At 69.3% G+C, this 21,851-nt stretch carries 21 protein-coding genes and 1 tRNA gene; 3 read left to right on the top strand and 19 right to left on the bottom strand.

Annotated features, from left to right (window positions below; genetic code table 11):
• Nucleotides 1–37 precede the first annotated feature (37 nt).
• From glyA to SLUN_RS27065, 15 genes are all read right to left on the bottom strand, one after another.
• On the bottom strand, nt 38–1,309 hold the full coding sequence (glyA, locus tag SLUN_RS27135; protein WP_108152588.1) for a serine hydroxymethyltransferase: 1,272 nt from the start codon (nt 1,307–1,309) through the stop codon (nt 38–40).
• Nucleotides 1,310–1,448: 139 nt separating this feature from the next.
• Nucleotides 1,449–2,123: an arsenate reductase/protein-tyrosine-phosphatase family protein gene (locus tag SLUN_RS27130; protein WP_217502159.1), complete on the bottom strand. Its 675-nt coding sequence runs from the start codon at nt 2,121–2,123 to the stop codon at nt 1,449–1,451.
• The gene (locus SLUN_RS27125; RefSeq protein WP_108152586.1) at nt 2,120–2,767 is read right to left on the bottom strand and encodes an L-threonylcarbamoyladenylate synthase; all 648 of its coding nucleotides are present in this window, start codon (nt 2,765–2,767) and stop codon (nt 2,120–2,122) included. The genes SLUN_RS27130 and SLUN_RS27125 overlap by 4 nt, the downstream gene beginning before the upstream one ends.
• 65 nt (nt 2,768–2,832) lie before the next feature.
• Nucleotides 2,833–3,714, bottom strand: coding sequence for a peptide chain release factor N(5)-glutamine methyltransferase (prmC, locus tag SLUN_RS27120; protein ID WP_175257456.1), 882 nt, complete (start codon nt 3,712–3,714; stop codon nt 2,833–2,835).
• 34 nt (nt 3,715–3,748) lie between these two features.
• The gene (gene prfA, locus SLUN_RS27115; RefSeq protein WP_108152584.1) at nt 3,749–4,828 is read right to left on the bottom strand and encodes a peptide chain release factor 1; all 1,080 of its coding nucleotides are present in this window, start codon (nt 4,826–4,828) and stop codon (nt 3,749–3,751) included.
• Nucleotides 4,829–4,931: 103 nt separating this feature from the next.
• Complete coding sequence (gene rpmE / locus SLUN_RS27110; RefSeq protein ID WP_108152582.1) at nt 4,932–5,156, bottom strand: 50S ribosomal protein L31; 225 nt, start codon at nt 5,154–5,156, stop codon at nt 4,932–4,934.
• 147 nt (nt 5,157–5,303) lie between these two features.
• Nucleotides 5,304–6,410: an LCP family protein gene (locus SLUN_RS27105; RefSeq protein ID WP_108152580.1), complete on the bottom strand. Its 1,107-nt coding sequence runs from the start codon at nt 6,408–6,410 to the stop codon at nt 5,304–5,306.
• A gap of 273 nt (nt 6,411–6,683) precedes the next feature.
• Nucleotides 6,684–8,351, bottom strand: coding sequence for a trypsin-like serine protease (locus tag SLUN_RS27100; RefSeq protein WP_159100333.1), 1,668 nt, complete (start codon nt 8,349–8,351; stop codon nt 6,684–6,686).
• A 231-nt stretch (nt 8,352–8,582) separates the two neighbouring features.
• Nucleotides 8,583–10,646: a transcription termination factor Rho gene (gene rho / locus SLUN_RS27095; RefSeq protein WP_175313673.1), complete on the bottom strand. Its 2,064-nt coding sequence runs from the start codon at nt 10,644–10,646 to the stop codon at nt 8,583–8,585.
• Nucleotides 10,647–11,031: 385 nt separating this feature from the next.
• Complete coding sequence (thrB, locus tag SLUN_RS27090) at nt 11,032–11,952, bottom strand: homoserine kinase (RefSeq protein WP_108152574.1); 921 nt, start codon at nt 11,950–11,952, stop codon at nt 11,032–11,034.
• Between the two features lie 273 nt (nt 11,953–12,225).
• A complete protein-coding gene (gene thrC / locus SLUN_RS27085; RefSeq protein WP_108152572.1) occupies nt 12,226–13,296 on the bottom strand; it encodes a threonine synthase in 1,071 nt (356 codons plus the stop codon).
• A 7-nt stretch (nt 13,297–13,303) separates the two neighbouring features.
• Entirely contained in the window at nt 13,304–14,605 is a 1,302-nt protein-coding gene (locus tag SLUN_RS27080) for a homoserine dehydrogenase (RefSeq protein ID WP_175313675.1), read from the bottom strand.
• Nucleotides 14,606–14,700: 95 nt separating this feature from the next.
• Nucleotides 14,701–16,092 carry a diaminopimelate decarboxylase gene (gene lysA / locus SLUN_RS27075; protein WP_108152570.1) on the bottom strand — a complete coding sequence of 464 codons (1,392 nt, stop codon included), beginning with the start codon at nt 16,090–16,092 and terminating at the stop codon, nt 14,701–14,703.
• Between the two features lie 25 nt (nt 16,093–16,117).
• Nucleotides 16,118–17,098 (bottom strand): ArgS-related anticodon-binding protein NrtL, encoded by a 981-nt coding sequence (nrtL, locus tag SLUN_RS27070; RefSeq protein WP_108152568.1) that lies wholly within the window; start codon nt 17,096–17,098, stop codon nt 16,118–16,120.
• A gap of 55 nt (nt 17,099–17,153) precedes the next feature.
• Nucleotides 17,154–17,636, bottom strand: a complete 483-nt coding sequence (locus SLUN_RS27065) for a response regulator (RefSeq protein ID WP_257153800.1) — start codon at nt 17,634–17,636, stop codon at nt 17,154–17,156.
• A 137-nt stretch (nt 17,637–17,773) separates the two neighbouring features.
• Between SLUN_RS27065 and SLUN_RS27060 the strand changes: the two genes are divergently transcribed.
• Nucleotides 17,774–17,845 (top strand) — tRNA-Arg (locus SLUN_RS27060).
• 113 nt (nt 17,846–17,958) lie between these two features.
• On the opposite strand, the gene SLUN_RS27055 is transcribed toward SLUN_RS27060, so the two are convergent.
• On the bottom strand, nt 17,959–18,573 hold the full coding sequence (locus tag SLUN_RS27055) for a hypothetical protein (RefSeq protein ID WP_254710294.1): 615 nt from the start codon (nt 18,571–18,573) through the stop codon (nt 17,959–17,961).
• Between the two features lie 166 nt (nt 18,574–18,739).
• Here SLUN_RS27055 and SLUN_RS27050 point away from each other — a divergent pair, with 166 nt between their 5' ends.
• Both SLUN_RS27050 and SLUN_RS27045 read left to right on the top strand, forming a co-directional pair.
• Entirely contained in the window at nt 18,740–19,003 is a 264-nt protein-coding gene (locus SLUN_RS27050) for a CopG family transcriptional regulator (protein WP_108152564.1), read from the top strand.
• Nucleotides 19,000–19,413, top strand: a complete 414-nt coding sequence (locus tag SLUN_RS27045; protein WP_108152562.1) for a type II toxin-antitoxin system VapC family toxin — start codon at nt 19,000–19,002, stop codon at nt 19,411–19,413. Before SLUN_RS27050 ends, SLUN_RS27045 begins: the two co-directional genes overlap by 4 nt.
• A 23-nt stretch (nt 19,414–19,436) precedes the next feature.
• Here the strand turns inward: SLUN_RS27045 and SLUN_RS39605 are convergent, their stop codons facing one another.
• The 3 genes from SLUN_RS39605 to ku form a co-directional block, all read right to left on the bottom strand.
• The gene (locus SLUN_RS39605) at nt 19,437–19,601 is read right to left on the bottom strand and encodes a hypothetical protein (protein ID WP_159100332.1); all 165 of its coding nucleotides are present in this window, start codon (nt 19,599–19,601) and stop codon (nt 19,437–19,439) included.
• Nucleotides 19,602–19,711: 110 nt separating this feature from the next.
• Nucleotides 19,712–20,260, bottom strand: coding sequence for a transglycosylase SLT domain-containing protein (locus SLUN_RS27040; RefSeq protein WP_108152561.1), 549 nt, complete (start codon nt 20,258–20,260; stop codon nt 19,712–19,714).
• Nucleotides 20,261–20,793: 533 nt separating this feature from the next.
• The gene (gene ku, locus SLUN_RS27035; protein ID WP_108152559.1) at nt 20,794–21,819 is read right to left on the bottom strand and encodes a non-homologous end joining protein Ku; all 1,026 of its coding nucleotides are present in this window, start codon (nt 21,817–21,819) and stop codon (nt 20,794–20,796) included.
• Nucleotides 21,820–21,851 lie beyond the last annotated feature (32 nt).

Raw genomic sequence — 21,851 nt, 5'->3', positions numbered from 1 at the left:
ACATACGGGGGCCGGCGATGGTTGCACGACGTTCCGGCTACCCCTGATAGGGCGGAAATCTACCGGCCAGCTCGCGTACTTCCGTACGCACCTTCCGCGTCTCCTCGCCCTCTTCACGCATCGCCGCAGTGAACAGGGCCGTGATCCGCTCCATCTCCGTCTCGCGCATGCCCTGGGTGGTGACGGCAGCGGTACCCAGGCGGATGCCTCTCCCGTCCCCGTACGGCAGTGCACAGGTGTCGAGGACCATGCCCGCCGCGGCGAGCCGGCCGCGGGCCTTCCTGCCGTCCACGCCCAGCGGAGCCGGATCCGCGCTGATCAGATGGGTGTCGGTGCCGCCCGTGAGCACCGCGAAGCCCTCCGCCTCGAGCCCGTCGGCAAGTACGCGGGCGTTGGCGACGACCTGATGGGCGTACGCCGTGAAGGCCGGCGTCGACGCCTCACCGAAGGCGACGGCCTTGGCGGCGATCGTGTGCATCTGGGCACCGCCCTGGGTGAACGGGAAGACCGCCCGGTCGATGCGCTCGGCGAGCTCGGACCCGCACAGGATCATTCCGCCGCGCGGTCCGCGCAGGACCTTGTGGGTGGTGGCGCACACCACATCGGCGTACGGGACGGGGCTGGGGGCCGCGCCGCCGGCGATGAGGCCCATGGGGTGCGCGGCATCGGCGATCAGATACGCCCCCACCTCGTCCGCGATCACCCGGAAGGCGGCGTAGTCGGGATGGCGCGGATAGGAGATGGAACCGCAGACGATGGCCTTGGGCCGGTGCGTTCGCGCGAGGGTGCGCACCTGGTCGTAGTCGATAAGTCCGCTCTCGGCGTCGACGCCGTACCCGACGAAGTCGAACCAGCGCCCGGAGAAGTTCGCGGGCGAGCCGTGGGTGAGGTGACCGCCGTACGGCAGGCCCATGGCGAGCACCGAGTCGCCGGGCTTGAGCAGCGCCGCGTAGGCCGCGAGTACGGCGGAGGAGCCGGAGTGCGGCTGCACATTGGCGTGCTCGGCACCGAAGAGGGCGGTGGCGCGCTCGACGGCGATCCGCTCGGCGGTGTCGACGAGCTCGCAGCCGCCGTGGTGGCGGGCGCCGGGGTAGCCCTCGGCGTACTTGTTGGCGAGCGGGGAGCCCAGGGCGGCGAGGACGGCGGGCGAGGTGAAGTTCTCGGCGGCGATGAGCTGAAGGCTGTCGCTCTGCCGCTCCAGCTCGCCCAGGAGCACTTCGGCGATCTGGGGATCCTGCCGGCGCAGCGCGTCGAAGTCCGCGCCGTGGTGGGTCATTCGGACGGCGTCTGGTGCGGCGGTGACCGACATCTTGGGCTCCGGGCCTCGCGGTGGAGTGGCGGCGATTCCAATGTAGGCCTGGGCGTGTGGGGCTGCCTGGTGTCCGGGGGATCTTTCTTCGGGGCTCCGCCCCGAGCCCGCGCCTCGATCGCCGGCGGGGCTCAAGGTCTCAGTGACGCGCGGAGACGCCCGTCAGGGCGGTCACCACCGGGTCCAGCGCCTGGTTGATCTCATCCCCGATCGAGCGGAAAAACGTGATCGGCGCCCCGTACGGGTCGTACACCTCATCCGCGTCCGGGCTCGGCGCCAGCAGCCAGCCACGCAGTGCCGCCGCCGCGCGCACCAGCGCGCGGGCGCGTTCCACCACGCCCTCGTCCCGTGCATCCGGCAGCGTCGCCGGGTCTATGGCCCGTACGAGCCGGGTGAACTCCTTGAGCGTGAAGGTCCGCAGGCCCGCCGAGTGGCCCATCGAGATCACCTGCGCGCGATGGTCCCGCGTCGCCGTGAGCACCAGATCCGCCCGGATCACATGCTCGTCGAGCAGTTCACGGCCGACGAACCCCGTCGCGTCCGCGCCGAAGTCCGCGAGGACGATCTCGGCGTTGGCCTCCATCGGGGCGCCCTCATGGCCCCAGGTGCCCGCACTCTCCACGATCAGGCCGCGCGTGAGCGGATCGCCGAGGCGGTCGCTCAGGGCATGCCGGGTCAGCCGCTCGGTGATCGGCGAGCGGCAGACGTTGCCGGTGCTGACGTGGAGGATGCGGAAAGTGGAGGTGATTCCCCCAGAGTCCGTCCGGGAGGACCCCCAGGATTCCGCTATGCCACGCCCCTCAGGGGCGGTCAATTGGCCACCTCGAGGTCGGGTACGACCTTGCGCAGTTCATCCGGTGAGAGCGCTCCCTCACGCAGCAGCACCGGGACCTTGCCCGTGACGTCGACGATCGAGGACGGCACGATGCCCGGCGTGGGGCCGCCGTCCAGATAGACCGAGACCGCGTCGCCGAGCATCTCCTGCGCGGCGTCGCAGTCCTCGGGCGCCGGGTGCCCGGTGAGGTTCGCACTGGAGACCGCCATCGGGCCGACCTCGGTGAGCAGCTCGATCGCGACCGGGTGCAGCGGCATCCGGATCGCGACGGTGCCCCGGGTGTCACCCAGGTCCCACTGGAGCGAGGGCTGGTGCTTGGCGACCAGCGTCAGCGCGCCGGGCCAGAAGGCGTCGACCAGCTCCCAGGCCTGCTCGGAGAAGTCGGTGACCAGGCCGTGCAGGGTGTTCGGGGATCCGATCAGGACAGGGGTGGGCATATTGCGGCCGCGACCCTTGGCCTCCAGCAGGTCGGCGACCGCCTCGGAGCCGAAGGCGTCCGCACCGATCCCGTACACGGTGTCGGTGGGCAGCACGACCAGCTCGCCGCGGCGGACGGCCGACGCGGCTTCCCGCAGACCAGTCGTACGGTCGGTCGCGTCGTTGCAGTCGTATCGCCGTGCCATTTAACGGCCCTCCTCGAACTGGGTCTGCAGAGTCTGGAGTTGATGCTGCGATTCAGGATCGCCGGTCACGGCATGGCCTTGCGCGCGGTCGCGAAACGCGGCCGCTTGTTCAGGTCGGGGTGGTCGGCCGCGTCGGCCCAGCCGGCCTCTTCGCTGAAGATCCACGGCACCTGGCCGCCCTGGGTGTCGGCGTGCTCGATGACGACTAGGCCGCCCGGCCGCAACAGCCGGTGCGCGGTGCGCTCGATGCCGCGGATGGTGTCCAGGCCGTCCTCGCCGGAGAAGAGCGCCATGTCCGGGTCGTGGTCACGTGCCTCGGGCGCGACGTACTCCCACTCGGTGAGCGGGATGTACGGCGGGTTGGAGATGACCAGGTCGACCTGGCCGTCCAGCTCCGGCAGGGCGCTCAGCGCGTCGCCCTGGTGGACGGTGACCCGCGAGCCCTCGGCGTTCTTGCGGGTCCACCTCAGCGCGTCCTCGGAGAGCTCCACGCCGTGCACCCGCGAGCGCGGCACCTCCTGCGCCATGGCGAGCGCGATGGCCCCGGAGCCCGTGCACAGATCGACGATCAGGGGCTCGACGACATCCATGGCCCGTACGGCGTCTATGGCCCAGCCGACGACCGACTCGGTCTCCGGGCGGGGCACGAAGACGCCGGGGCCGACCTGCAGCTCCAGATAGCGGAAGAAGGCGCGTCCGGTGATGTGCTGGAGCGGCTCACGGGCCTCGCGGCGGGCGACGGTCTCCCAGTAGCGGGCGTCGAAGTCGCCGTCCGGCACGTTGTGCAGCTCTCCCCGCTTCACGCCGTGCACGAACGCCGCGAGCTCCTCCGCGTCGAAGCGCGGTGAGGGTACGCCGGCGTCGGCCAGCCGCTGGGTGGCCTGGGCCACCTCGGCAAGCAGCACAGATCGGGGGGACGGGGGTCGTCCCCCGGGAGATAGCTGCACGCTGGTCCTCCGGGGCTGGGGCGGTGTGCTGGGCTTACTGGGCGGCGGCGAGCTTGGCGGCGGAGTCGGCATCGACACAGGCCTGGATCATCGCGTCCAGATCCCCGTCGAGGACCTGATCCAAGTTGTACGCCTTGAAGCCGACGCGGTGGTCGGAGATGCGGTTTTCGGGGAAGTTGTACGTCCGGATCTTCTCGGAGCGGTCCACGGTACGGACCTGGCTGCGACGCGCGTCCGCCGCCTTGCTCTCGGCCTCCTCCTGCGCCGCGGCGAGCAGCCTGGAGCGCAGGATACGCATCGCCTGCTCCTTGTTCTGGAGCTGGCTCTTCTCGTTCTGGCAGGAAGCGACGATGCCGGTCGGCAGATGCGTGATGCGCACCGCGGAGTCCGTGGTGTTGACGGACTGGCCGCCGGGGCCCGACGAGCGGTAGACGTCGATCCGCAGGTCGTTGGCGTGGATCTCGACGTCGATCTCCTCGGCCTCGGGCGTGACCAGCACGCCGGCCGCGGAGGTGTGGATACGGCCCTGGGACTCGGTGGCGGGCACGCGCTGCACGCGGTGCACCCCGCCCTCGTACTTCAGCCGCGCCCAGACGCCCTGGCCGGGCTCGGTGGCACCCTGGCCGCCCTTGGTCTTCACCGCGACCTGGACGTCCTTGTAGCCGCCCAGCTCGGACTCGGTGGCGTCGATGATCTCGGTCTTCCAGCCGACGCGCTCGGCGTAGCGCAGATACATCCGCAGCAGATCACCGGCGAACAGGGCGGACTCGTCGCCGCCCGCGCCCGCCTTGACCTCGAGGATGACGTCCTTGTCGTCACTGGGGTCGCGCGGTACGAGCAGCAGCCGCAGCTTCTCGGTGAGCTCCTCGCGCTGCTTCTCCAGCACCTTGACCTCCGCCGCGAACTCCGGGTCGTCGGCGCCCAGTTCACGCGCGGTCTGGATGTCCTCCCCGGTCTGCTTCCAGGAGAGGTACGTGCCGATGATCGGGGTCAGCTCGGCGTAACGCTTGCCCAGCCTGCGCGCGTTCGCCTGGTCGGCGTGGACCGAAGGGTCGGCGAGCTTCTTCTCGAGATCGGCGTGTTCGCCGATCAATTCCTCGACCGCCTCGAACATCGGGGGCTCCTGGTTTCGTACACGAAGGGGGCTGCTCAGAACGGACAAAGCGCCGGCCCCGGCCGCCCGGACAGGGGCAGCCGAGGACCGGCGCAGTGGCTCGCTACTTCTTGGCGGAGCCGGCAGCCTTGCCGAAGCGGGCCTCGAAGCGGGCCACACGGCCACCGGTGTCGAGGATCTTCTGCTTGCCCGTGTAGAACGGGTGGCACGCGGAGCAGACCTCGGCCCGGACGGAGCCGGACGTGATGGTGCTACGGGTGGTGAACGACGCGCCACAGGTACAGCTGACCTGGGTCTCGACGTACTCGGGGTGGATCTCGCGCTTCAAGGTGTCTCCTAGTTTCGGGAGGGCACCGGGTCGTACGTGCGGATTGCTCGTACGTGAACCGGGGCCGACGTACCAGTCTGCCAGGACCGGCCGCATCTCCCAAAACCGGGGTCGAGCCGGAACTATTCCCAAACGCTACTAAGAGTGCTAGTTGCTGTTCACCAGGGACCCGGCGGCGCCCTTGTCGCCCGCGGAATCCTTGACGGCGGACGCGGGAATCGGCTTGTCCTGCTTGAGCGCCGTCCAGACCTGCAGAGATGCGGCCTTCAGCGGGACCACACGGTTGGGGTCGGCCGGGTCGTACTCCACCGGCAGCGTGATCATCTGTACGTCCTCGGCGCCGAGACCGCTCAGCCCCCTGGCGAAGGTCATCAACTCGTTGGCCGAGTCGAGCTCGGAGTCGGGCGTGATCGCCTTGGTGGCGGTGTCGGCGACGTCGAACAGCTTCTTCGGGTTGGTGAAGACCCCGACGTTCTTGACCTGGTTGATGAACGCCTTCATAAAGGCCTGCTGGAGCTGTATTCGGCCGAGGTCACTGCCGTCGCCGACGCTCTTGCGGGTCCGTACGAGACCGAGCGACTGCTCCCCGTCGAGGGTGTGCGTGCCGGGCTCCAGGCTCAGATGGCTCTTTGAGTCGTCGATGCGCTTGGTGGTGGTGATCTCCACACCGCCCAGCTTGTCGATGAGCGTCTTGAAGCCGGTGAAGTCGACCTCGATGTAGTGGTCCATGCGGATGCCGGACATCTTCTCGACGGTCTTCACCGCACAGGCCGGTCCGCCGACCTCGTACGCCGTGTTGAACATGGCGCGCGTCTCGCCGGAGACGGTCTTGCCCTTCGGGTCGGCGCACTGCGGGCGGTCGACGAGGGTGTCACGCGGCACGGAGACGACACTGGCCTTCTTGTGGCCCTCGTAGACGTGCACGATCATCGCGGTGTCGGAGCGGGCTGCGCCCTCGTCCGTGCCGTACTCGGAGTTCGCGCCGGAGCGGGAGTCGGAGCCCAGGACCAGAATGTCCATGGAGCCGTTGTCGACGTTCTCGGGGCGGTCGGTGCCGAGTGCGGCGTTGATGTCGACGCCCTTGATGTTGCCGTTGAGCTTGAAGTAGACGTAACCGAGGCCGGATCCGCCGACGAGCACCAGACCTGCCGCGGACCACGCGGCGATCGTCATCGCCCGGCGGCCCTTGGTGGGCTGCTTACGGCGCTTGCCCCGGCTGCGTATTCGACTGTCGCTGCTGCTCTGCTCGGCCATATCTCCTCAAGCCCTCGTAGGTCCTGCTTACCCCCCGGCCGTAGCGCTCGGGCACGGTTTGTCCGCTCTGTCAAGCTTTGATATGCCACTTGTGAGACGGCGGAGTGCCCAGAAGGGTTGCACAGGGTCGTGAGAACTCAGTGAGAGAAGGCTCGTGCCCACCGTGTCGGACACGGTGGGCACGAGCCCTGGTTCACCTGCTGTTTCGTCTCGGCCGCCGCCTTGCCCTGCCGGGCCCGGACTGTGAGCGAGATCTCTCGCGGATCTCCTGGATCAGCCGAAGAGGTTGTAGCCGGCGAAGCCGGTGCCGGCCTGGACCGGCGCACGCAGCGTCCCCGTGGTGGTGCCGTTGCCCCGGTGGAGCTGGAGTGCGCCGCTGGAGGTGCGGGTCACCACGTCGGGCTTGCCGTCGCCGGAGACATCGCCGGGCGTGATGATGGCGTTGTACGTACCCCACGACGAGGCCTGCAGGACCGGCGCCCCGAACGGGGCTGAGGCGTTGCCGGTGCCCGGGATCAGGTACAGCGCGGTGCTGCTGCTGTTGCGGACGATCAGGTCGGTGCGGCTGTCGCCGTTGAAGTCACCGTGGCCCCGGACCGCGTTGTACTTCTGGTAGCCGGAGCCGATGACCTTGAGGGTGCCGACGCCGCCGGCGCCGTTGCCCGGCAGGACCACGAGCGCGCCGGACGAGGAGACTCCGACCACGTCGGGGTTGGCGTCGCCGGTCACGTCGCCGGGGGCGAGGATCGCGCGGTACGTGCCGAATCCGGAGGCGATGCGACCGGAGACGTACGTCGACGAGGTGGCGCTGCGACGGACCCAGCGGAGCTCGCCGGTGGAGGTCTGGCGGACCACGAAGTCCTGGTAGCCGTCCCGGTTGAGGTCGGTCTGCGCCACGATGTTGTAGCCCGAGTACGTGCCCGAGAACGCGGTCTTGGTGGAGAAGCCGACGCCGTTGGACGTGAAGCTGTAGTCCGCCCCGGCGGACGTACGGGCGAACAGGTCCGCCCGGCCGTCACGGGTGAGGTCGGTGTTGTCGATCCGCGGCTGGGCGGCGGACTTCAGGTTGGCGACGTGGGCGAACGCCTCGTAGGCACCGGCCACGTTGCACAGCTGCTGGCCGTCCGCCGAGTTGATGCCCCAGGAGACGACACCGACAACCTTGCCCTTCACCAGCACCGGACCACCGGAGTCGCCCGGGCAGGGGGTCTTTCCGGTCGCGTCGCTGCCCGTGCCCGGCTGGCCGGCGCAGAACATCGTGCCGTTGTCCTGGAAGAACGGGTTGAGGTTCTCCACGCACTCCTGGTTCGAGTGCAGCGGCAGCACGACCTGCTGGAGCGTCGACGCGAGGGTGGCGGTATCGGCGTCCGAGGACGTCAGTCCCCAGCCCAGCGTGATGCTGTTGGTGCCCGCGTTGTACGACGCGAGGTCATCGGGCCCGGCGAGCTGGAGCGGCTTGTACGGCAGCGGCTTGGCGAGCGTCAGAACCGCGATGTCGTTGCTGAACGTCTCGGTGCTGTAGCCGGGGTGGACCCACTGGCTCCTGACCTTGACGTCAGTGCCCTCGGGGGTCGAACCGCCGCCGCCGACGAGCTTGGACGTACCGGCGAGAACCAGACCGTCAGTCGCGTAGTTGAGCGGACCGCCGAACTCGTCGGTGACGCAGTGCGCGGCGGTGAGGACCTTGTTGGGGGCCACCAGCGTGCCGCCGCAGGTGAAGTAGAGGTAGCCGTCGTTGTGGTGGTTGAACAGCAGCTGCACCATGTACGGCGCGCTGCTGAACGAAGTGGTCGTGCCGCCGATGATGCGCGGCGACGGCTCCCCGGACGTCGGCGAGGCGTCCGCGACCTTGTAGCCCTTCGGGGCCAGGAACTGCGGGCCCGGATCGTCGGCCTGGGCGGTGAACGCGAAGGCTCCCGCGGCGAGGGAGAGTGCGGCCACACCGGCCGCTATGAGTGTGCGGACCCGGCGAAAGGGTCTGCGATGGCGCGAAACGCGCACGCGTGTCTCCATGGGTATGGGTAAATCCGGCAACGGAGGCCGCGTGGGGGAACGGCAAGTGAAGTGAGAGTGGCCGCTAGTGGGGAACGGCTGACCGATACTACAAACAGAGGGCCCGCTCCGTCACTTGCGTAACGGAACGGGCCCTCAATTGTGGAGAGTTGTCCAGAATCAGTCGTTGCCGTTTCCGGGAGTGGTCTTCTGGATCTGCAGCAGGAACTCGGCGTTCGACTTCGTCTGCTTCATCTTGTCCAGCAGCAGCTCGATCGCCTGCTGCTGGTCCAGGGCGTGCAGCACCCGGCGCAGCTTCCAGACGACGGCGAGCTCGTCGCTGCCGAGCAGGATCTCTTCCTTACGGGTGCTGGACGCGTCCACGTCCACCGCCGGGAAGATGCGCTTGTCCGAGAGCTTCCGGTCGAGCTTGAGCTCCATGTTGCCGGTGCCCTTGAACTCCTCGAAGATCACCTCGTCCATGCGCGAGCCGGTCTCGACCAGCGCGGTGGCCAGGATGGTCAGCGAGCCGCCGTCCTCGATGTTGCGCGCGGCACCGAAGAAGCGCTTCGGCGGGTAGAGCGCGGTCGAGTCGACACCACCGGACAGGATGCGGCCGGAGGCCGGCGCCGCGAGGTTGTACGCACGGCCCAGGCGGGTGATCGAGTCCAGCAGGACGACCACGTCGTGACCCAGCTCGACGAGACGCTTGGCGCGCTCGATGGCCAGCTCGGCGACGGTGGTGTGGTCCTCGGCCGGGCGGTCGAAGGTCGAGGAGATGACCTCGCCCTTCACCGACCGCTGCATGTCGGTGACCTCTTCCGGACGCTCGTCGACCAGGACGACCATCAGGTGGCACTCAGGGCTGTTGACGGTGATCGCGTTGGCGATCGCCTGCAGGATCATGGTCTTGCCGGTCTTCGGCGGGGCCACGATCAGGCCTCGCTGGCCCTTGCCGATCGGCGCGACGAGATCGATGATCCGGGTCGTCAGGACGCCCGGGTCGGTCTCCAGCTGAAGCCGGTCCTGCGGGTACAGCGGGGTCAGCTTCTGGAACTCCGGGCGCCCGCGGCCGGATTCGGCCGCCATGCCGTTCGCGGAGTCGAGGCGGACGAGCGCGTTGAACTTCTCGCGGCGCTCACCGTCCTTCGGCTGCCGGACGGCGCCGGTGACGTGGTCACCCTTGCGCAGGCCGTTCTTACGGACCTGGGCGAGGGAGACGTACACGTCGTTCGGGCCCGGCAGGTAGCCGGAGGTCCGGATGAACGCGTAGTTGTCGAGGATGTCCAGGATGCCCGCGACGGGGATCAGGACGTCGTCATCGGCGACCTGCGGCTCGTTGCCGAAGGTGGTGTCCTCACGGCCGCGACGGCCACGGCGGTCGCGGTAACGGCCCCGGCGTCCGCGGCGGCCGCTCTCGTCGTCGAAGTCGTCCTGCGGGCCGCTGCTCTGCGGGCCTTGCTGGCCCTGCTGGCCCTGCTGGCCGCCCTGGCGCTGCTGGCGCTGGCCGCCCTGCTGGTCGTCGCCCTTACCGCGGCCGCGGTCGCGGTCGCGGTCGCGCTGACGGTCACGGCGCTCGCCACCACGCTCACTGCGCTCGCCGCGCTGGCCGCGGTCCTGGCGGTCGCGACGGCCCTCGGCAGTGTCGGCGGCGGCTTCGGCCTTGGCCTCCGGCTGCGCCTCCGTCCTGACGTCGACGGCCGTCTCCGTCCTGGACTCGGCCTTGGGCTCGCCCGTGGTGTCCGGGCTGCCCGCCTGCGCGGTGGCCCGACGACGGCGGCGCTCACCGGCCGGCTGGTCGTCGCTGGCCGGCTGACCGGGAATGTCGATCTGCTGCTGGGCCACGGCCTGCTCGGCCTTGGCGGGCTTCTCGGCGGCGGCCGCGGACTCGTCGCCCGTCTGCGAAGCATCGGCGGCAGCCAGACGCGCCTTGGAGGTGGCACGCCGCTTCGGCTTGGTCTCGGCTGCGCCGGCGCCCGCCTCGGCGCTCTTCGGCGCGGACGAGCCGCCGCCGGCCTGCGCCTCCTTGATGACCTCGATCAGCTGGCTCTTGCGCATGCGCGCGGTGCCCCTGATGCCGAGGCCGGACGCGACCTGCTGCAGCTCGGCCAGGACCATGCCCTCGAGGCCGGTGCCGGAGCGGCGGCGCCGTGAGGTGGTGCCAGAGGCAGCACCTGCGGCGGGCGCGGTGGTGTCGACGTTGCTGTCGGCAGTCACGCCCATCAGATCGGTGGTGTCGCTCACGAAGGGTCCTTCCCTGGAGCGGACGTCGGCCTTCTGGCTCGGCGACCGGTTGTGCTGTCCGACTGCGGTCCTGGCTTGCGGACCGGGTCGGGGCGGTGGTCCCGCCGGCAATTAACGGCGGAGAGATATAGGTATACAAATTCCGGCCCGAGGTTCCCCCTGCTCGGCCCACTCCTGTGAAAAGCGAGGGATGTCGTGCCGTTTCCGGAGCGTGCTCGAAACTGCTCAGGCAGGCTGCTCAGGCAGTTGGGGAGGCTCCCGGAAGAATGTTGGTCCCGAATGGGGACACGAAGCACCGCGCCACAAAGACGTCGGGTGCAGACTTGAGGTTAACACTACCGGCTCCAACAAACATTCCCCCTCTCCATCACCGGCAATCTTGATCTCACTGCGGGGCGAGCGGCAGGACACTCGCTCCCGCCGCGTCGAAGGTGAGCCGGTTGGCCGCCCACCCCTCGCCCGCCAGCCGTGCGACCTTGTCGGCCACACCGTCCTCGGCCAGCGCGAGCACCGTGGGGCCCGCACCGGAGATGACTGCTGGGACGCCGTCGGCGCGCAGCCGGTTGACCAGGGCCACGCTCTCCGGCATCGCCGGGGCGCGGTACTCCTGGTGGAGCCGGTCCTCCGTGGCGGGCAGCAGCAGCTCGGGGCGCCTGGTCAGCGCCTCGACGAGCAGGGCGGCCCGGCCCGCGTTGGCCGCTGCGTCCACATGGGGGACGGTGCGCGGAAGCAGTCCGCGTGCCGTCTCGGTGAGCACCGGCTTGCTGGGCACGAAAACCACCGGGACGACAGAACCCGAGGGATCCATCCTGATGGCGCGCGCCGCTCCCCCGTCGGTCCAGGCGAGCGTGAAACCGCCGAGCAGACAGGCGGCGACATTGTCGGGGTGCCCCTCGATCTCGGTGGCGAGCTCGAGCACCGCCGCGTCGTCGAGCCTGGCGTCGCCGCCTATGGTCACCGCGCGGGCGGCGACGATGCCGGCGCAGATGGCCGCCGACGACGAGCCCAGGCCGCGCCCGTGCGGGATGCGGTTGGCACAGACGACCTCGAGGCCGCGCGGCTGCCCGCCGAGCAGGTCGAAGGCCGTACGCAGGGAACGTACGAGCAGATGGCTCTCATCGCGGGGAAGCGTCGTGGCGCCCTCACCTGCGATGTCGATGTGCAGACCGGAGTCCGCGACCCGGACGACCACGTCGTCGTACAGCGCGAGGGACAGCCCGAGGGCATCGAAGCCCGGACCGAGGTTGGCGCTGGTGGCGGGGACGCGCACTCGGACGGCGGCGGCGCGGAACGCTGGACCGGCCATCGCTCGATGACTCTCCTTGGTTCTGACTGCGGGGGTTCTGACTACGAGATTTCTTCGAGAGATACGAACACCCGTGGGCCGTAACGGCAACAACACCGCGGCATATGCGGCGGGGCGGGATCAGGTACAGCCTATCGAAGGAAGGTTCACCGGCGACACAGGGCGCACGGGAGGCGCACGATGCGTGTCGCAAGCTTCCTGTGCCCCTACGTACGCCGTTGTCCGGGTTGCCACGCTTCCAGCCTGGGAACCCGGACAGGGCTCAGACACGGCCTACGCGAGCCCGAGCTGCTCGGCGGCGGCCACCGCGTCGACCGGGACGGTGACGGGCTGGGGCGCTCCGGCGACGGCCCAGTCCGGGTCCTTCAGTCCGTTGCCGGTGACAGTGCAGACGATTCTCTGGCCCGGGTCGACCTTGCCCTGCTCGGCCGCCTTGAGCAGACCGGCCACGGACGCCGCCGACGCGGGCTCCACGAAGACGCCCTCCTGTGCGGCCAACAGCCGGTAGGCGCGCAGGATCTCACGATCCGTCACCTCGTCGATGAAGCCGCCCGACTCGTCACGCGCGGCGAGCGCTTGCTGCCAGGAGGCCGGATTGCCGATCCGGATCGCGGTGGCGATGGTCGACGGGTCCTTGACGATCTCGCCGCGCACGATGGGCGCCGAGCCGGAGGCCTGGAAACCCCACATTCGGGGGGTGTGCGTGGACATCTTGTCCGCCGCGTACTCCTTGTACCCCTTCCAGTACGCCGTGATGTTGCCGGCGTTGCCGACGGGCAGCACATGGATGTCGGGGGCGTCGCCGAGCGCGTCGACGATTTCGAAGGCCGCGGTCTTCTGGCCCTCGATGCGGTACGGATTGACCGAATTGACCAGCGCCACCGGGTAGTTCTCGGACAGCCGGCGGGCCAGGTTCAGGCAGTCGTCGAAGTTCCCGTCGACCTGAAGGATCCGCGAGCCGTAGACCAGGGCCTGGCCCATCTTGCCCAGCGCGATCTTGCCCTGGGGCACCAGGACGGCGCAGACCATTCCGGCCCGTACGGCATAGGCGGCCGCGGAGGCGGACGTGTTGCCGGTGGAGGCGCAGATGACCGCCTGCGCGCCCTCCTCCTTGGCCCGGGTGATGGCCATGGTCATACCGCGGTCCTTGAAGGACCCGGTGGGGTTGGCGCCCTCAACCTTGAGGCGCACCTCGCAGCCCGTGCGCTCGGAGAGGACCTGCGCCGGGACGAGCGGCGTGCCGCCCTCACCCAGCGTGACGACAGGCGTCGTGTCCGTCACCGGGAGACGGTCCCGGTACTCCTCGATGATGCCGCGCCACTGGTGGGTGCCGTTGGTCGTCATGGGCCCCTTACTCCCCTTCAACACGCATGATGCTGGCGACACCGCGCACGGTGTCGAGCTTGCGCAGCGCCTCGACGGTCCCGGAGAGGGCGGCGTCGGGCGCGCGGTGGGTGACGACGACGAGGGAGGCCTCGCCGCTTCCGTCCTGTCGACCTTGCTGACGTACCGTATCGATGGATACGCCGTGCTCGGCGAAGACCGTCGCGACCTGGGCGAGTACGCCAGGCTTGTCGGCCACGTCGAGGCTGATGTGGTACCGCGTCACCACGTCGCCCATGGGGCTCACGGGCAGCTGGGTGTACGCGGACTCGCCGGGTCCGGTGGACTCGGCGAGCTTGTTGCGGCAGACGGCGACGAGGTCGCCGAGCACCGCGGACGCGGTCGGCGAACCGCCGGCGCCCGGACCGTAGAACATCAGCTGCCCGGCGGCCTCGGCCTCGACGAAGACGGCGTTGTACGCCTCGCGGACGGAGGCGAGCGGGTGGCTGAGCGGAATCATCGCCGGGTGGACGCGGGCGGTGACGGACTTGCCGTCGGACGCGCGCTCGCAGATGGCGAGGAGCTTGACGGTGCAGCCCATGCGCCTGGCGGAGGCGATGTCGGAGGCGGTGACCTCGGTCAGGCCCTCGCGGTAGACGTCGTCGAGGCGTACGCGGGTGTGGAAGGCGATCCCGGCGAGGATGGCGGCCTTGGCGGCGGCGTCGAAGCCCTCGACGTCGGCGGTCGGGTCGGCTTCCGCGTACCCCAGGGCGGTGGCTTCGTCGAGGGCCTCGGAATACCCCGCCCCTGAGCTGTCCATCTTGTCGAGGATGAAGTTGGTCGTGCCGTTGACGATGCCGAGCACCCGGTTGACCTTGTCGCCGGCGAGGGACTCGCGCAGCGGCCTGATCAGCGGAATCGCACCGGCGACCGCTGCCTCGAAGTAGAGGTCCTTGCCGTGCTCCTCGGCGGCGGCGTAGAGGGTCGCACCGTCCTCGGCGAGCAGCGCCTTGTTGGCGGAGACGACGGACGCGCCGTGCTCGAAGGCGGCGGTGATGAGGGAGCGGGCGGGCTCGATACCGCCGATGACCTCGATGACGACGTCGATGTCGCCGCGTTTGACCAGGGCTGTCGCGTCCGTGGTGATGAGGCCCGGGTCAATGCCTTCCCGCACCTTGGAGGGCCGGCGGACGGCGACCCCGGCGAGCTCGACGGGGGCTCCGATGCGCGCGGCGAGGTCGTCGGCGTGCGTCGTCATGATGCGCGCCACCTCTGAGCCGACCACTCCACAGCCCAGCAGCGCCACCTTCAGCGGACGCGTACGCATCATCCGACCTCGTTTCTGTACATCAACGGTGTGGACCAGTCTCACTCACCGGACGGGAGTTTCTATCCCCCGTCCGGCATGCGAGACATCTATCTCAACTATCCGACGTCGAGACGCAGGAGATCTTCCTCCGTCTCACGCCGGACGATCACGCGCGCCTCGCCGCCCTTGACGGCGACGACGGGCGGACGCAGCGCGTGGTTGTAGTTGCTGGCCATGGAACGGCAGTACGCGCCGGTGGCGGGCACGGCGATGAGGTCGCCGGGCGCCAGGTCGGCGGGCAGGAAGGCGTCCTTGACGACGATGTCGCCGCTCTCGCAGTGCTTGCCGACGACGCGGGCCAGCATCGGCTGGGCGTCGGAGCGGCGGGAGACGAGCGCGACGCTGTACTCGGCGTCGTACAAGGCGGTACGGATGTTGTCCGACATGCCGCCGTCGACGGAGACGTACGTCCGCAGGCCCTCGAGCGGCTTGACGGTGCCGACCTCGTACAGCGTGAACGCGGTGGGCCCGACGATGGCGCGGCCGGGCTCGACGGAGATCCGGGGGGTGCGCAGCCTGGAGGCGTCGCACTCGCGGGTGACGATCTCGTTGAGGGCCTTGGCGATGTCGTGCGGCTCGCGGGGGTCGTCGTCGGAGGTGTACGCGATACCGAGGCCGCCGCCGAGGTCGATCTCGGGCAGCTCGATCCCGTGCTCGTCCCTGATGTCCGCCAGGAGGCGGACGACGCGATGGGCGGCCACCTCGAAGCCGGAGGTGTCGAAGATCTGCGAGCCGATGTGCGAGTGGATGCCGATGAGCTCGAGCCCGTCGAGCTTGAGGGCACGCCGTACGGCTTCGGCGGCCTGCCCGCCCGCGAGCGGGATGCCGAACTTCTGGTCCTCGTGCGCGGTGGCGATGAACTCGTGCGTGTGCGCTTCCACCCCTACGGTCACGCGGATCTGGACGCGCTGGCGCTTACCGCGGCTCTGGGCGATGTGCGCGACGCGGACGATCTCCTGGAAGGAGTCGAGAACGATGCGCCCGACGCCGGCGTCGACGGCCCTTTCGATCTCCTCGGTCGACTTGTTGTTCCCGTGGAAGGCGATGCGCTCGGCGGGCATACCGGCGTCGAGGGCGGTGGTGAGCTCGCCGCCGGAGCAGACGTCGAGGTTGAGTCCTTCTTCGTAGAGCCACTTCACTACCGCCCGGGAGAGGAACGCCTTCCCGGCGTAGAACACGTCCGCATCCTTGCCGAAGGCGTCGGCCCAGGCGCGGCAGCGGGCACGGAAGTCGGCCTCGTCGAGGAAGTAGGCGGGGGTGCCGAACTCCTCGGCGAGCCTGGGGACTTCGATCCCGCCGACGGAGACGACGCCGTCGTCGTTCCTGGTGACGGTCTTCGCCCAGACCTTCTCGTCGAGGACGTTGAGATCGGTGGGCGGGGCGGAGTAGTGCCCCTCGGGCATGACATCGGCGTGACGGGGCCCGGCGGGGTGTGCGGAACGGCTCATGTCTTTGGTCTCTTCTGTCTCTCTGTCACAGGTAGTCAGGTGCGCCGATGCCGAGCAGGGACAGGCCACCGGCGAGCACCGTCCCGGCGGCTTCGGCGAGCGCGAGGCGGGAACGGTGGGCGGCCGAGGGTTTCTCGTCGCCGAACGGCAGCACGGTGTGCTGGAAGCCGAGGAGCGCGTCGGCGGTGCTCTCCAGATGCCGGGCGAGCCGGTCGGGCGCGCGGAGGCGTGCGGCGGAGGCGAGGACGGCGGGGTAGTCGCCGATGGCGGTGGTGAGGGCGGGGGCGTCGACGTGCTGCCGCGGATCGCTGTCGAAGCCGAGCTGGGCGGCGTTGCGTGTGAGGGCGCGGGTACGTGAGTACGCGTACCGGACCCGGAAGAGGGGATTGGCCTCGTGCTGCGTGAGCAGCTCGTCCCCGGCCAAGGGGTGGTCGTGCGCGGCGACGGAGAGGAGGGCCCAGCGGGCGGCGTCGGGCCCGAGCCTCTCGAACAGGTCCCGGGACGGGGCGGGAACCGGGCGGAGCATCTCCCGCGCGTCGGGCTGGACACCGGCAGCGGCGCCCTGGGTACGCAGCAGCTGTACGACGGTGTGCGTGAGGATCCCGGCCCGAAGCTCCTCGACGGGCACGAACATGATCCGTACCCCTTCGAGGGCGGTCCCGTGCCCGTACTCCCTGCCGCACCACAGCACATCCCGTACGAGCGCCTGCTGAGCACCCTCGCCGAGGGTGAAGTTCAGAAACCCGGGTCCGGTGATCTCGACCCGCTCGATCCCGCGCGTGCCGGCCACCCGGGACCGCAGAATCTCGGCCACCTCGCGGGGCTGCCGCCCGGCCGGCCCCGCCAGACGCAGCGCGACATTGGTGGCGTAGTCCCCGGACCCCCCGGGCCGCGGCCGCTCAACCCTGACGCTCTCGGGCACGGGCACGGGCACCCGCAGCACACCGTCCTCCACCGCGCGGCACACGGCGTGCAGCACGGTTCGGGAGAGCTCGGCGGGGGTCACGGGACAAGCGTATGGGAGGGAGGGGGGCCCTTCGCGAACCGGTTTCGCGATGCGGTCAGCCCCGTGCGCTTCCCGCCCGCCCGGCACCATGCCTGCCGTCGACGGACGGCGGGCCCTCCCGATGCATCAACTGCCGTACGAGACGGACCAGCTCGGCCGGCTCGAAGGGCTTCGCGAGAAAGGCGTCGACACCGGCGGCGAGGCCGCTGTCCACCTCGTACTGCGTACAGGCACTGATGATCGCGACGGGCAGATGACTGGTCCGGGGATCGGCTCTCAGCCGGGCGGCGGTGCGGAGCCCGTCGAGGCGGGGCATCACGACATCGAGGGTGACCACATCGGGGCGGACGCGATGCACGACATCCAGACACTCGGCACCATCGGCCGCGGTCACGACCTCGAAGCCCTCCAGCTCAAGGTTGACCCTGATCAGCTGCCGAATGACCCGGTTGTCGTCGACAACGAGCACTCGGCCGGACGCGCCTGACACCACTCGAGAGTAGGTCGGCGGGCAGGGCTGCGTCCGGGTTTTGCCCACTTCCACCCCGTGCGGGCGACCTGAGGAGGCGGGGGGAGGCCGGCCGGGAGGCTGGGGCGGGACACCGAAATACCTGTTCACGGGAGCCCTGTGGGAGCTGGTAGTGTTCTGTTCGTCGCCGCGCAACAGGGCGATACGCCCCCGTAGCTCAGGGGATAGAGCATCGGCCTCCGGAGCCGGGTGCGCAGGTTCGAATCCTGCCGGGGGCACTTCCGGATCAAGGCTCTGACCAGCAGAAATGCAGGTCAGAGCCTTTCTTTGAGAACCCGATAGGCGTCGTCGCCGTTGTCCGGGTCCGTCATCGTGTCTCCGTACTTCGAGGTCACGCGGACTGCCGTTTGCCGGGTAGGTCCAGCCCTTCGTGGTGGTGCCACAGCAGATGGCGGTCGCCACGACGCAGTTCGGCGTCTCCCCACTCAAGTCGCATGACACCCTTTTCCATTGCGCACGCGTAGGCCAAGAGCACCAGGCCCGCGTTTGGGTCGAGCTGGTTCAGGTCGTTGTGGAACTCCTGCTCTTGCAGTTCCTCCAGCCCCAGATCCAACTCTCCCTGCATGGGCTCCGGTCCGTGTCGCCGGATCAGGTCGGCGCGGAGGCCGACTGCGCGACGAAGCCGAGCCACGGTCACCGGGACGTCCCGCTTCGCATAGCGGATCGGGTAGAGGACCTGGCCGGCGACCACCATGACAGTTCGGGCCTGGAGACGCACAGGAACGGCGCCCGGCAGGTCGGCCAAGCCTGTCGCCAGCTCTTCGTACTGGCATGCATGGAGACCGTGTCCGTATGCCTCCAGCGTCTGCGTGCGCACTCCCTGATGGCCATCTTGTGCCCGCTCGTGGGCTCGGACGATGCACGCAGGTATCAGCCTCGACAGCGGCGCGGTCAACTCGCCGAAGACGCTGAGCGACCAGGACGATCCTGCGTTCGGTTCACCCATCACGTTCCCCCTCGCACACGTGGTCCGGTCAGAGGCAGCTGCAAAATCCGACAGTGACTCACCGTCAGGCACGCTGCAAGGGCGCACGTCGGGATCACTGGCGCAGGCCGGCGGCATCCGACGAGGTTTCGCCATCATGCGGGGCATGAGCGGTAGCATAGAGAGCATGAGTGAGCCTACCCAGAAGTACTCGATCACGATGCCCCGCGACATCGCGGAAGCAGCCCGAGCCCGCAGCGGACCCTCCGGCCTGTCCGCCTACGTCGCTGCGGCCGTCGCCCGTCAGATCGAGCGGGACAACCTCAACGAGCTCATCGCAGTCGCCGAAGCCGAGCACGGGCCGATCACCGAGGCAGAGATCCAGGCCAAGCGTGATCTGCTGCAGCGCGCCCGTGAGCAGCAGCGTTCCAGCGGAGCGGACGCCGCATGAATCGCTCCCCCGCCGTGCCGGGCGGAACTCTGGTCCTCGACAGCGAAGGGCTGGCCAAGGCCGTGCTGCGCGATCGCGACGTCGCCGGATGGCTCGCCCTGGCGCGTGCGGACGACATGCGAGTGATCACCAGCGCGGCCACCCTGGTCGAAGTGGTGCACCCAAGGATCAAACGCCCGGCTCTCGAATGGACGCTGTCCCGCATCGCCGTCGAGCCGCTCACAGAACCCATCGCCCGCCACTCGGCGGCCCTGCTCGCCGATGCCGGCCTGCACGGGCACAAGTACGCCATCGACGCCATGCTCTGCGCCACCGCACTCGCGGCGCCTGGTCCCGTCACCGCGCTTACCTCGGATCCCGAGGACCTCGCCGCTTTGTGCGGGAGCCGCGTGACGGTCATCAAGGTCTGACGGCCGCCCAATGGTGCTGGCGGTCACCGGCGAGTCCCCTCGTCGCCCACCGAATTCTTCGCCGCGGACTTCGGGATGGGGCGGTCGACGCGCAGCGCGTCCCACACCTGGTGGGCAGCCTCATCGGGAGGGGGGACCCGTCCCGGGTTCCGGGTGTCGTACGTGACCGCCATCGTGACCAGGTTCATGCGGGCGGGGCTGATGCCCTTGAGGCCCGGGCCAGGCCCAGCGGCTTCTTCGCGGACGCGAGGCCGGAGTCGGCGTTGATCGTGCGGGTCGGTGTCCGTCCTCCGGTGGCTCAGTACGCGGAGTCGACGTTGTCGATGGAGCCGTACTTGTCGGCGGCGTAGTTGGCGGCCGCGGTGATGTTGGCGACCGGGTCGGTCAGGTCGTTCGGGGTGCCCGCGACGTGGTAAGCATCGAAGGTCGGCTGAATGACCTGGAGCAGGCCCTTGGACGGCGTGCCGTTCTGCGCGTTGACGTCCCAGCCGTTCTCGGCGTTCGGGTTACCGCCGGACTCGCGCATGATGTTGCGGTGCAGGCCCTCGTAGCTGCCGGGGATGCCCTTGGCCTTCATGATGGCCAGCGACTCCTTGATCCAGCCGTCGAGGTTGTTGGGGTAGGTCTTCTTGGCCTTCTTGGCCTTCGCCGCAGTCTTGGCCGCCGGGGCGTCGGCCGCCGAGATCTTGGTCGCCGAGGCGGTCGCCGACGTCAGTTCGGCGGCCTGGGCGGGCGAAGGTGCCAGCGTGAGAACCGCTGCCGCGGCACCGGCTGTGGCTATGCCGACGACGGAGAACTTACGGAATCGGGCGATGCGGCTGCTGCTGGTCCGGGTGGTGACGGTCATGCGGATGTACCTCTCCATGGGGGACGTGGCGGGGAGGCCGACCGAAGGTTGGACGGCGTGTGCGGAGCTGGACTCCGCTGTGTGGGCCGGAGCGGTCGAAGCGGGCGGGATCCGCCCGGTCGGCTCTCGGCTCCCCGGAACGTCAGCCATGGTTAACGGCACCTGGCGAGCAACGCAAAGATGTGACGTACTACCGAACTACGCAGAAATGACCGCAATTGTCTCGGGCGAGGGATTCCGTCGCCGGAGCGCGGGGAACGGCGCCCGGCGCTACTACTACCGCCCTTAGGACGTGACGTAGGCCCTATGGGCGGGCTCACAGCCATGACGCGGTGAGGCCCGGTGCCGTCACTCTCAGCGAGTGAGCACCGGGTGCCGCAGGCCCGGCAGGTCAGCCGTCCGCCGATGGCGACAGATCATGGAGCGGCGCCGTCGTACGGCCGCCGCCTGGCGCCTTCCCGGGGCTCCGCCCCGGACCCCGTCCTCGATCTCCACCGGACTTCGTCCGGGGGGACCCCCAACGAGCTGGGAAGTCAGGCCGAGGCACGCTTCTTCGGGGCCGCCTTCTTCGCCGTGGACTTGGTGGCCGCCTTCTTCGCGGCCGACTTCTTCGCCGCGGACTTGGTGGCCGTCGTCTTCTTGGCGGCCGCCTTCTTCGTCGTCGTCGACGTCGACTTCCTCGCGCCCGACGCCTTCGGTGCGCTCGGTGCACTCGCCGCCGCCCGCTTCCGGCCCTTCATCGGCGTGACCTCGGCGTGACCTTCGCGGCGCGCCCCCTCGCCTCGCGACTCCTTCGCCGCCCGCACACTGTTCTCCAGCGCCGCCATCAGGTCGATGACCTGTCCGCCGCCCTCCGCGGGTGCCGGCTCAGGGCTCACGACTCCACCCTCCATCTTTGCCTCGATCATCGTCTCGACCGCCGCCCGGTAGTCGTCGTGCAGCGAGTCAAGGTCGACCTCGCCGAGCGTGTCCATCAGGGCGTCGGCCAGGTCGAGTTCGGCGTCGCGGACGGATACTTCGGTGTCCGGGGCGACGCTCCCCGGGGCGCGGATCTCGTCCGGCCAGAGCAGACCGTGCATGGCGATCACATCGTCGACGACGCGCAGCATGCCCAGACGCTCCCGGCCGCGCAGGGCGAACTTCGCGATGGCGACCTTCTGGCTGCGCTTGAGGGCCTCGCGCAGGAGGGTGTACGGCTTCGCGGCCGGAACTCCGTTGGCGGAGAGGTAATACGCCGCGTCCATCTGCAACGGATCGATCGACGACTCCGGGACGAAGGCGACGATCTCGATCGTCTTCGCCGTGGGGAGCGGCAGCGCGGCCAGGTCCTCGTCCGTGATCGGGATGACCGATCCGTCCGCGGCCTCGTACGCCTTGCCGATCTCGGCGGCCGTCACTTCCTTCTCCTCCAGCTCGCAGACCTTGCGGTAGCGGATCCGGCCGCCGTCCGTGGCGTGGATCTGGCGGAAGGAGATGGAGTGGTTCTCGGTGGCGTTCACCAGCTTGATGGGGATGCTGACCAGGCCGAAGGAGATCGCGCCGTTCCATATGGATCGCACGTTTCATCCCTTTCATCCGAAATCCGGGATTC

It is taken from the genome of Streptomyces lunaelactis, from assembly GCF_003054555.1.
GTDB lineage: Bacteria > Actinomycetota > Actinomycetes > Streptomycetales > Streptomycetaceae > Streptomyces > Streptomyces lunaelactis.
The sequence above is the reverse complement of the archived record's forward strand: the minus strand, read 5'-3'. Positions and strand labels throughout refer to the sequence as shown.

Excerpts from the sequence above, each read along its gene's own strand:
- glyA (WP_108152588.1), bottom strand. The coding sequence starts at position 1,309 with ATGTCGGTCACCGCCGCACCAGACGCCGTCCGAATGACCCACCACGGC.
- SLUN_RS27125 (WP_108152586.1), bottom strand. The coding sequence starts at position 2,767 with ATGGCACGGCGATACGACTGCAACGACGCGACCGACCGTACGACTGGT.
- prfA (WP_108152584.1), bottom strand. The coding sequence starts at position 4,828 with ATGTTCGAGGCGGTCGAGGAATTGATCGGCGAACACGCCGATCTCGAG.
- SLUN_RS27105 (WP_108152580.1), bottom strand. The coding sequence starts at position 6,410 with ATGGCCGAGCAGAGCAGCAGCGACAGTCGAATACGCAGCCGGGGCAAG.
- thrB (WP_108152574.1), bottom strand. The coding sequence starts at position 11,952 with ATGGCCGGTCCAGCGTTCCGCGCCGCCGCCGTCCGAGTGCGCGTCCCC.
- thrC (WP_108152572.1), bottom strand. The coding sequence starts at position 13,296 with ATGACGACCAACGGCACCCACCAGTGGCGCGGCATCATCGAGGAGTAC.
- SLUN_RS27080 (WP_175313675.1), bottom strand. The coding sequence starts at position 14,605 with ATGATGCGTACGCGTCCGCTGAAGGTGGCGCTGCTGGGCTGTGGAGTG.
- lysA (WP_108152570.1), bottom strand. The coding sequence starts at position 16,092 with ATGAGCCGTTCCGCACACCCCGCCGGGCCCCGTCACGCCGATGTCATG.
- SLUN_RS27055 (WP_254710294.1), bottom strand. The coding sequence starts at position 18,573 with ATGGGTGAACCGAACGCAGGATCGTCCTGGTCGCTCAGCGTCTTCGGC.
- SLUN_RS27050 (WP_108152564.1), top strand. The coding sequence starts at position 18,740 with ATGAGTGAGCCTACCCAGAAGTACTCGATCACGATGCCCCGCGACATC.
- SLUN_RS27045 (WP_108152562.1), top strand. The coding sequence starts at position 19,000 with ATGAATCGCTCCCCCGCCGTGCCGGGCGGAACTCTGGTCCTCGACAGC.
- SLUN_RS39605 (WP_159100332.1), bottom strand. The coding sequence starts at position 19,601 with ATGAACCTGGTCACGATGGCGGTCACGTACGACACCCGGAACCCGGGA.
- SLUN_RS27040 (WP_108152561.1), bottom strand. The coding sequence starts at position 20,260 with ATGACCGTCACCACCCGGACCAGCAGCAGCCGCATCGCCCGATTCCGT.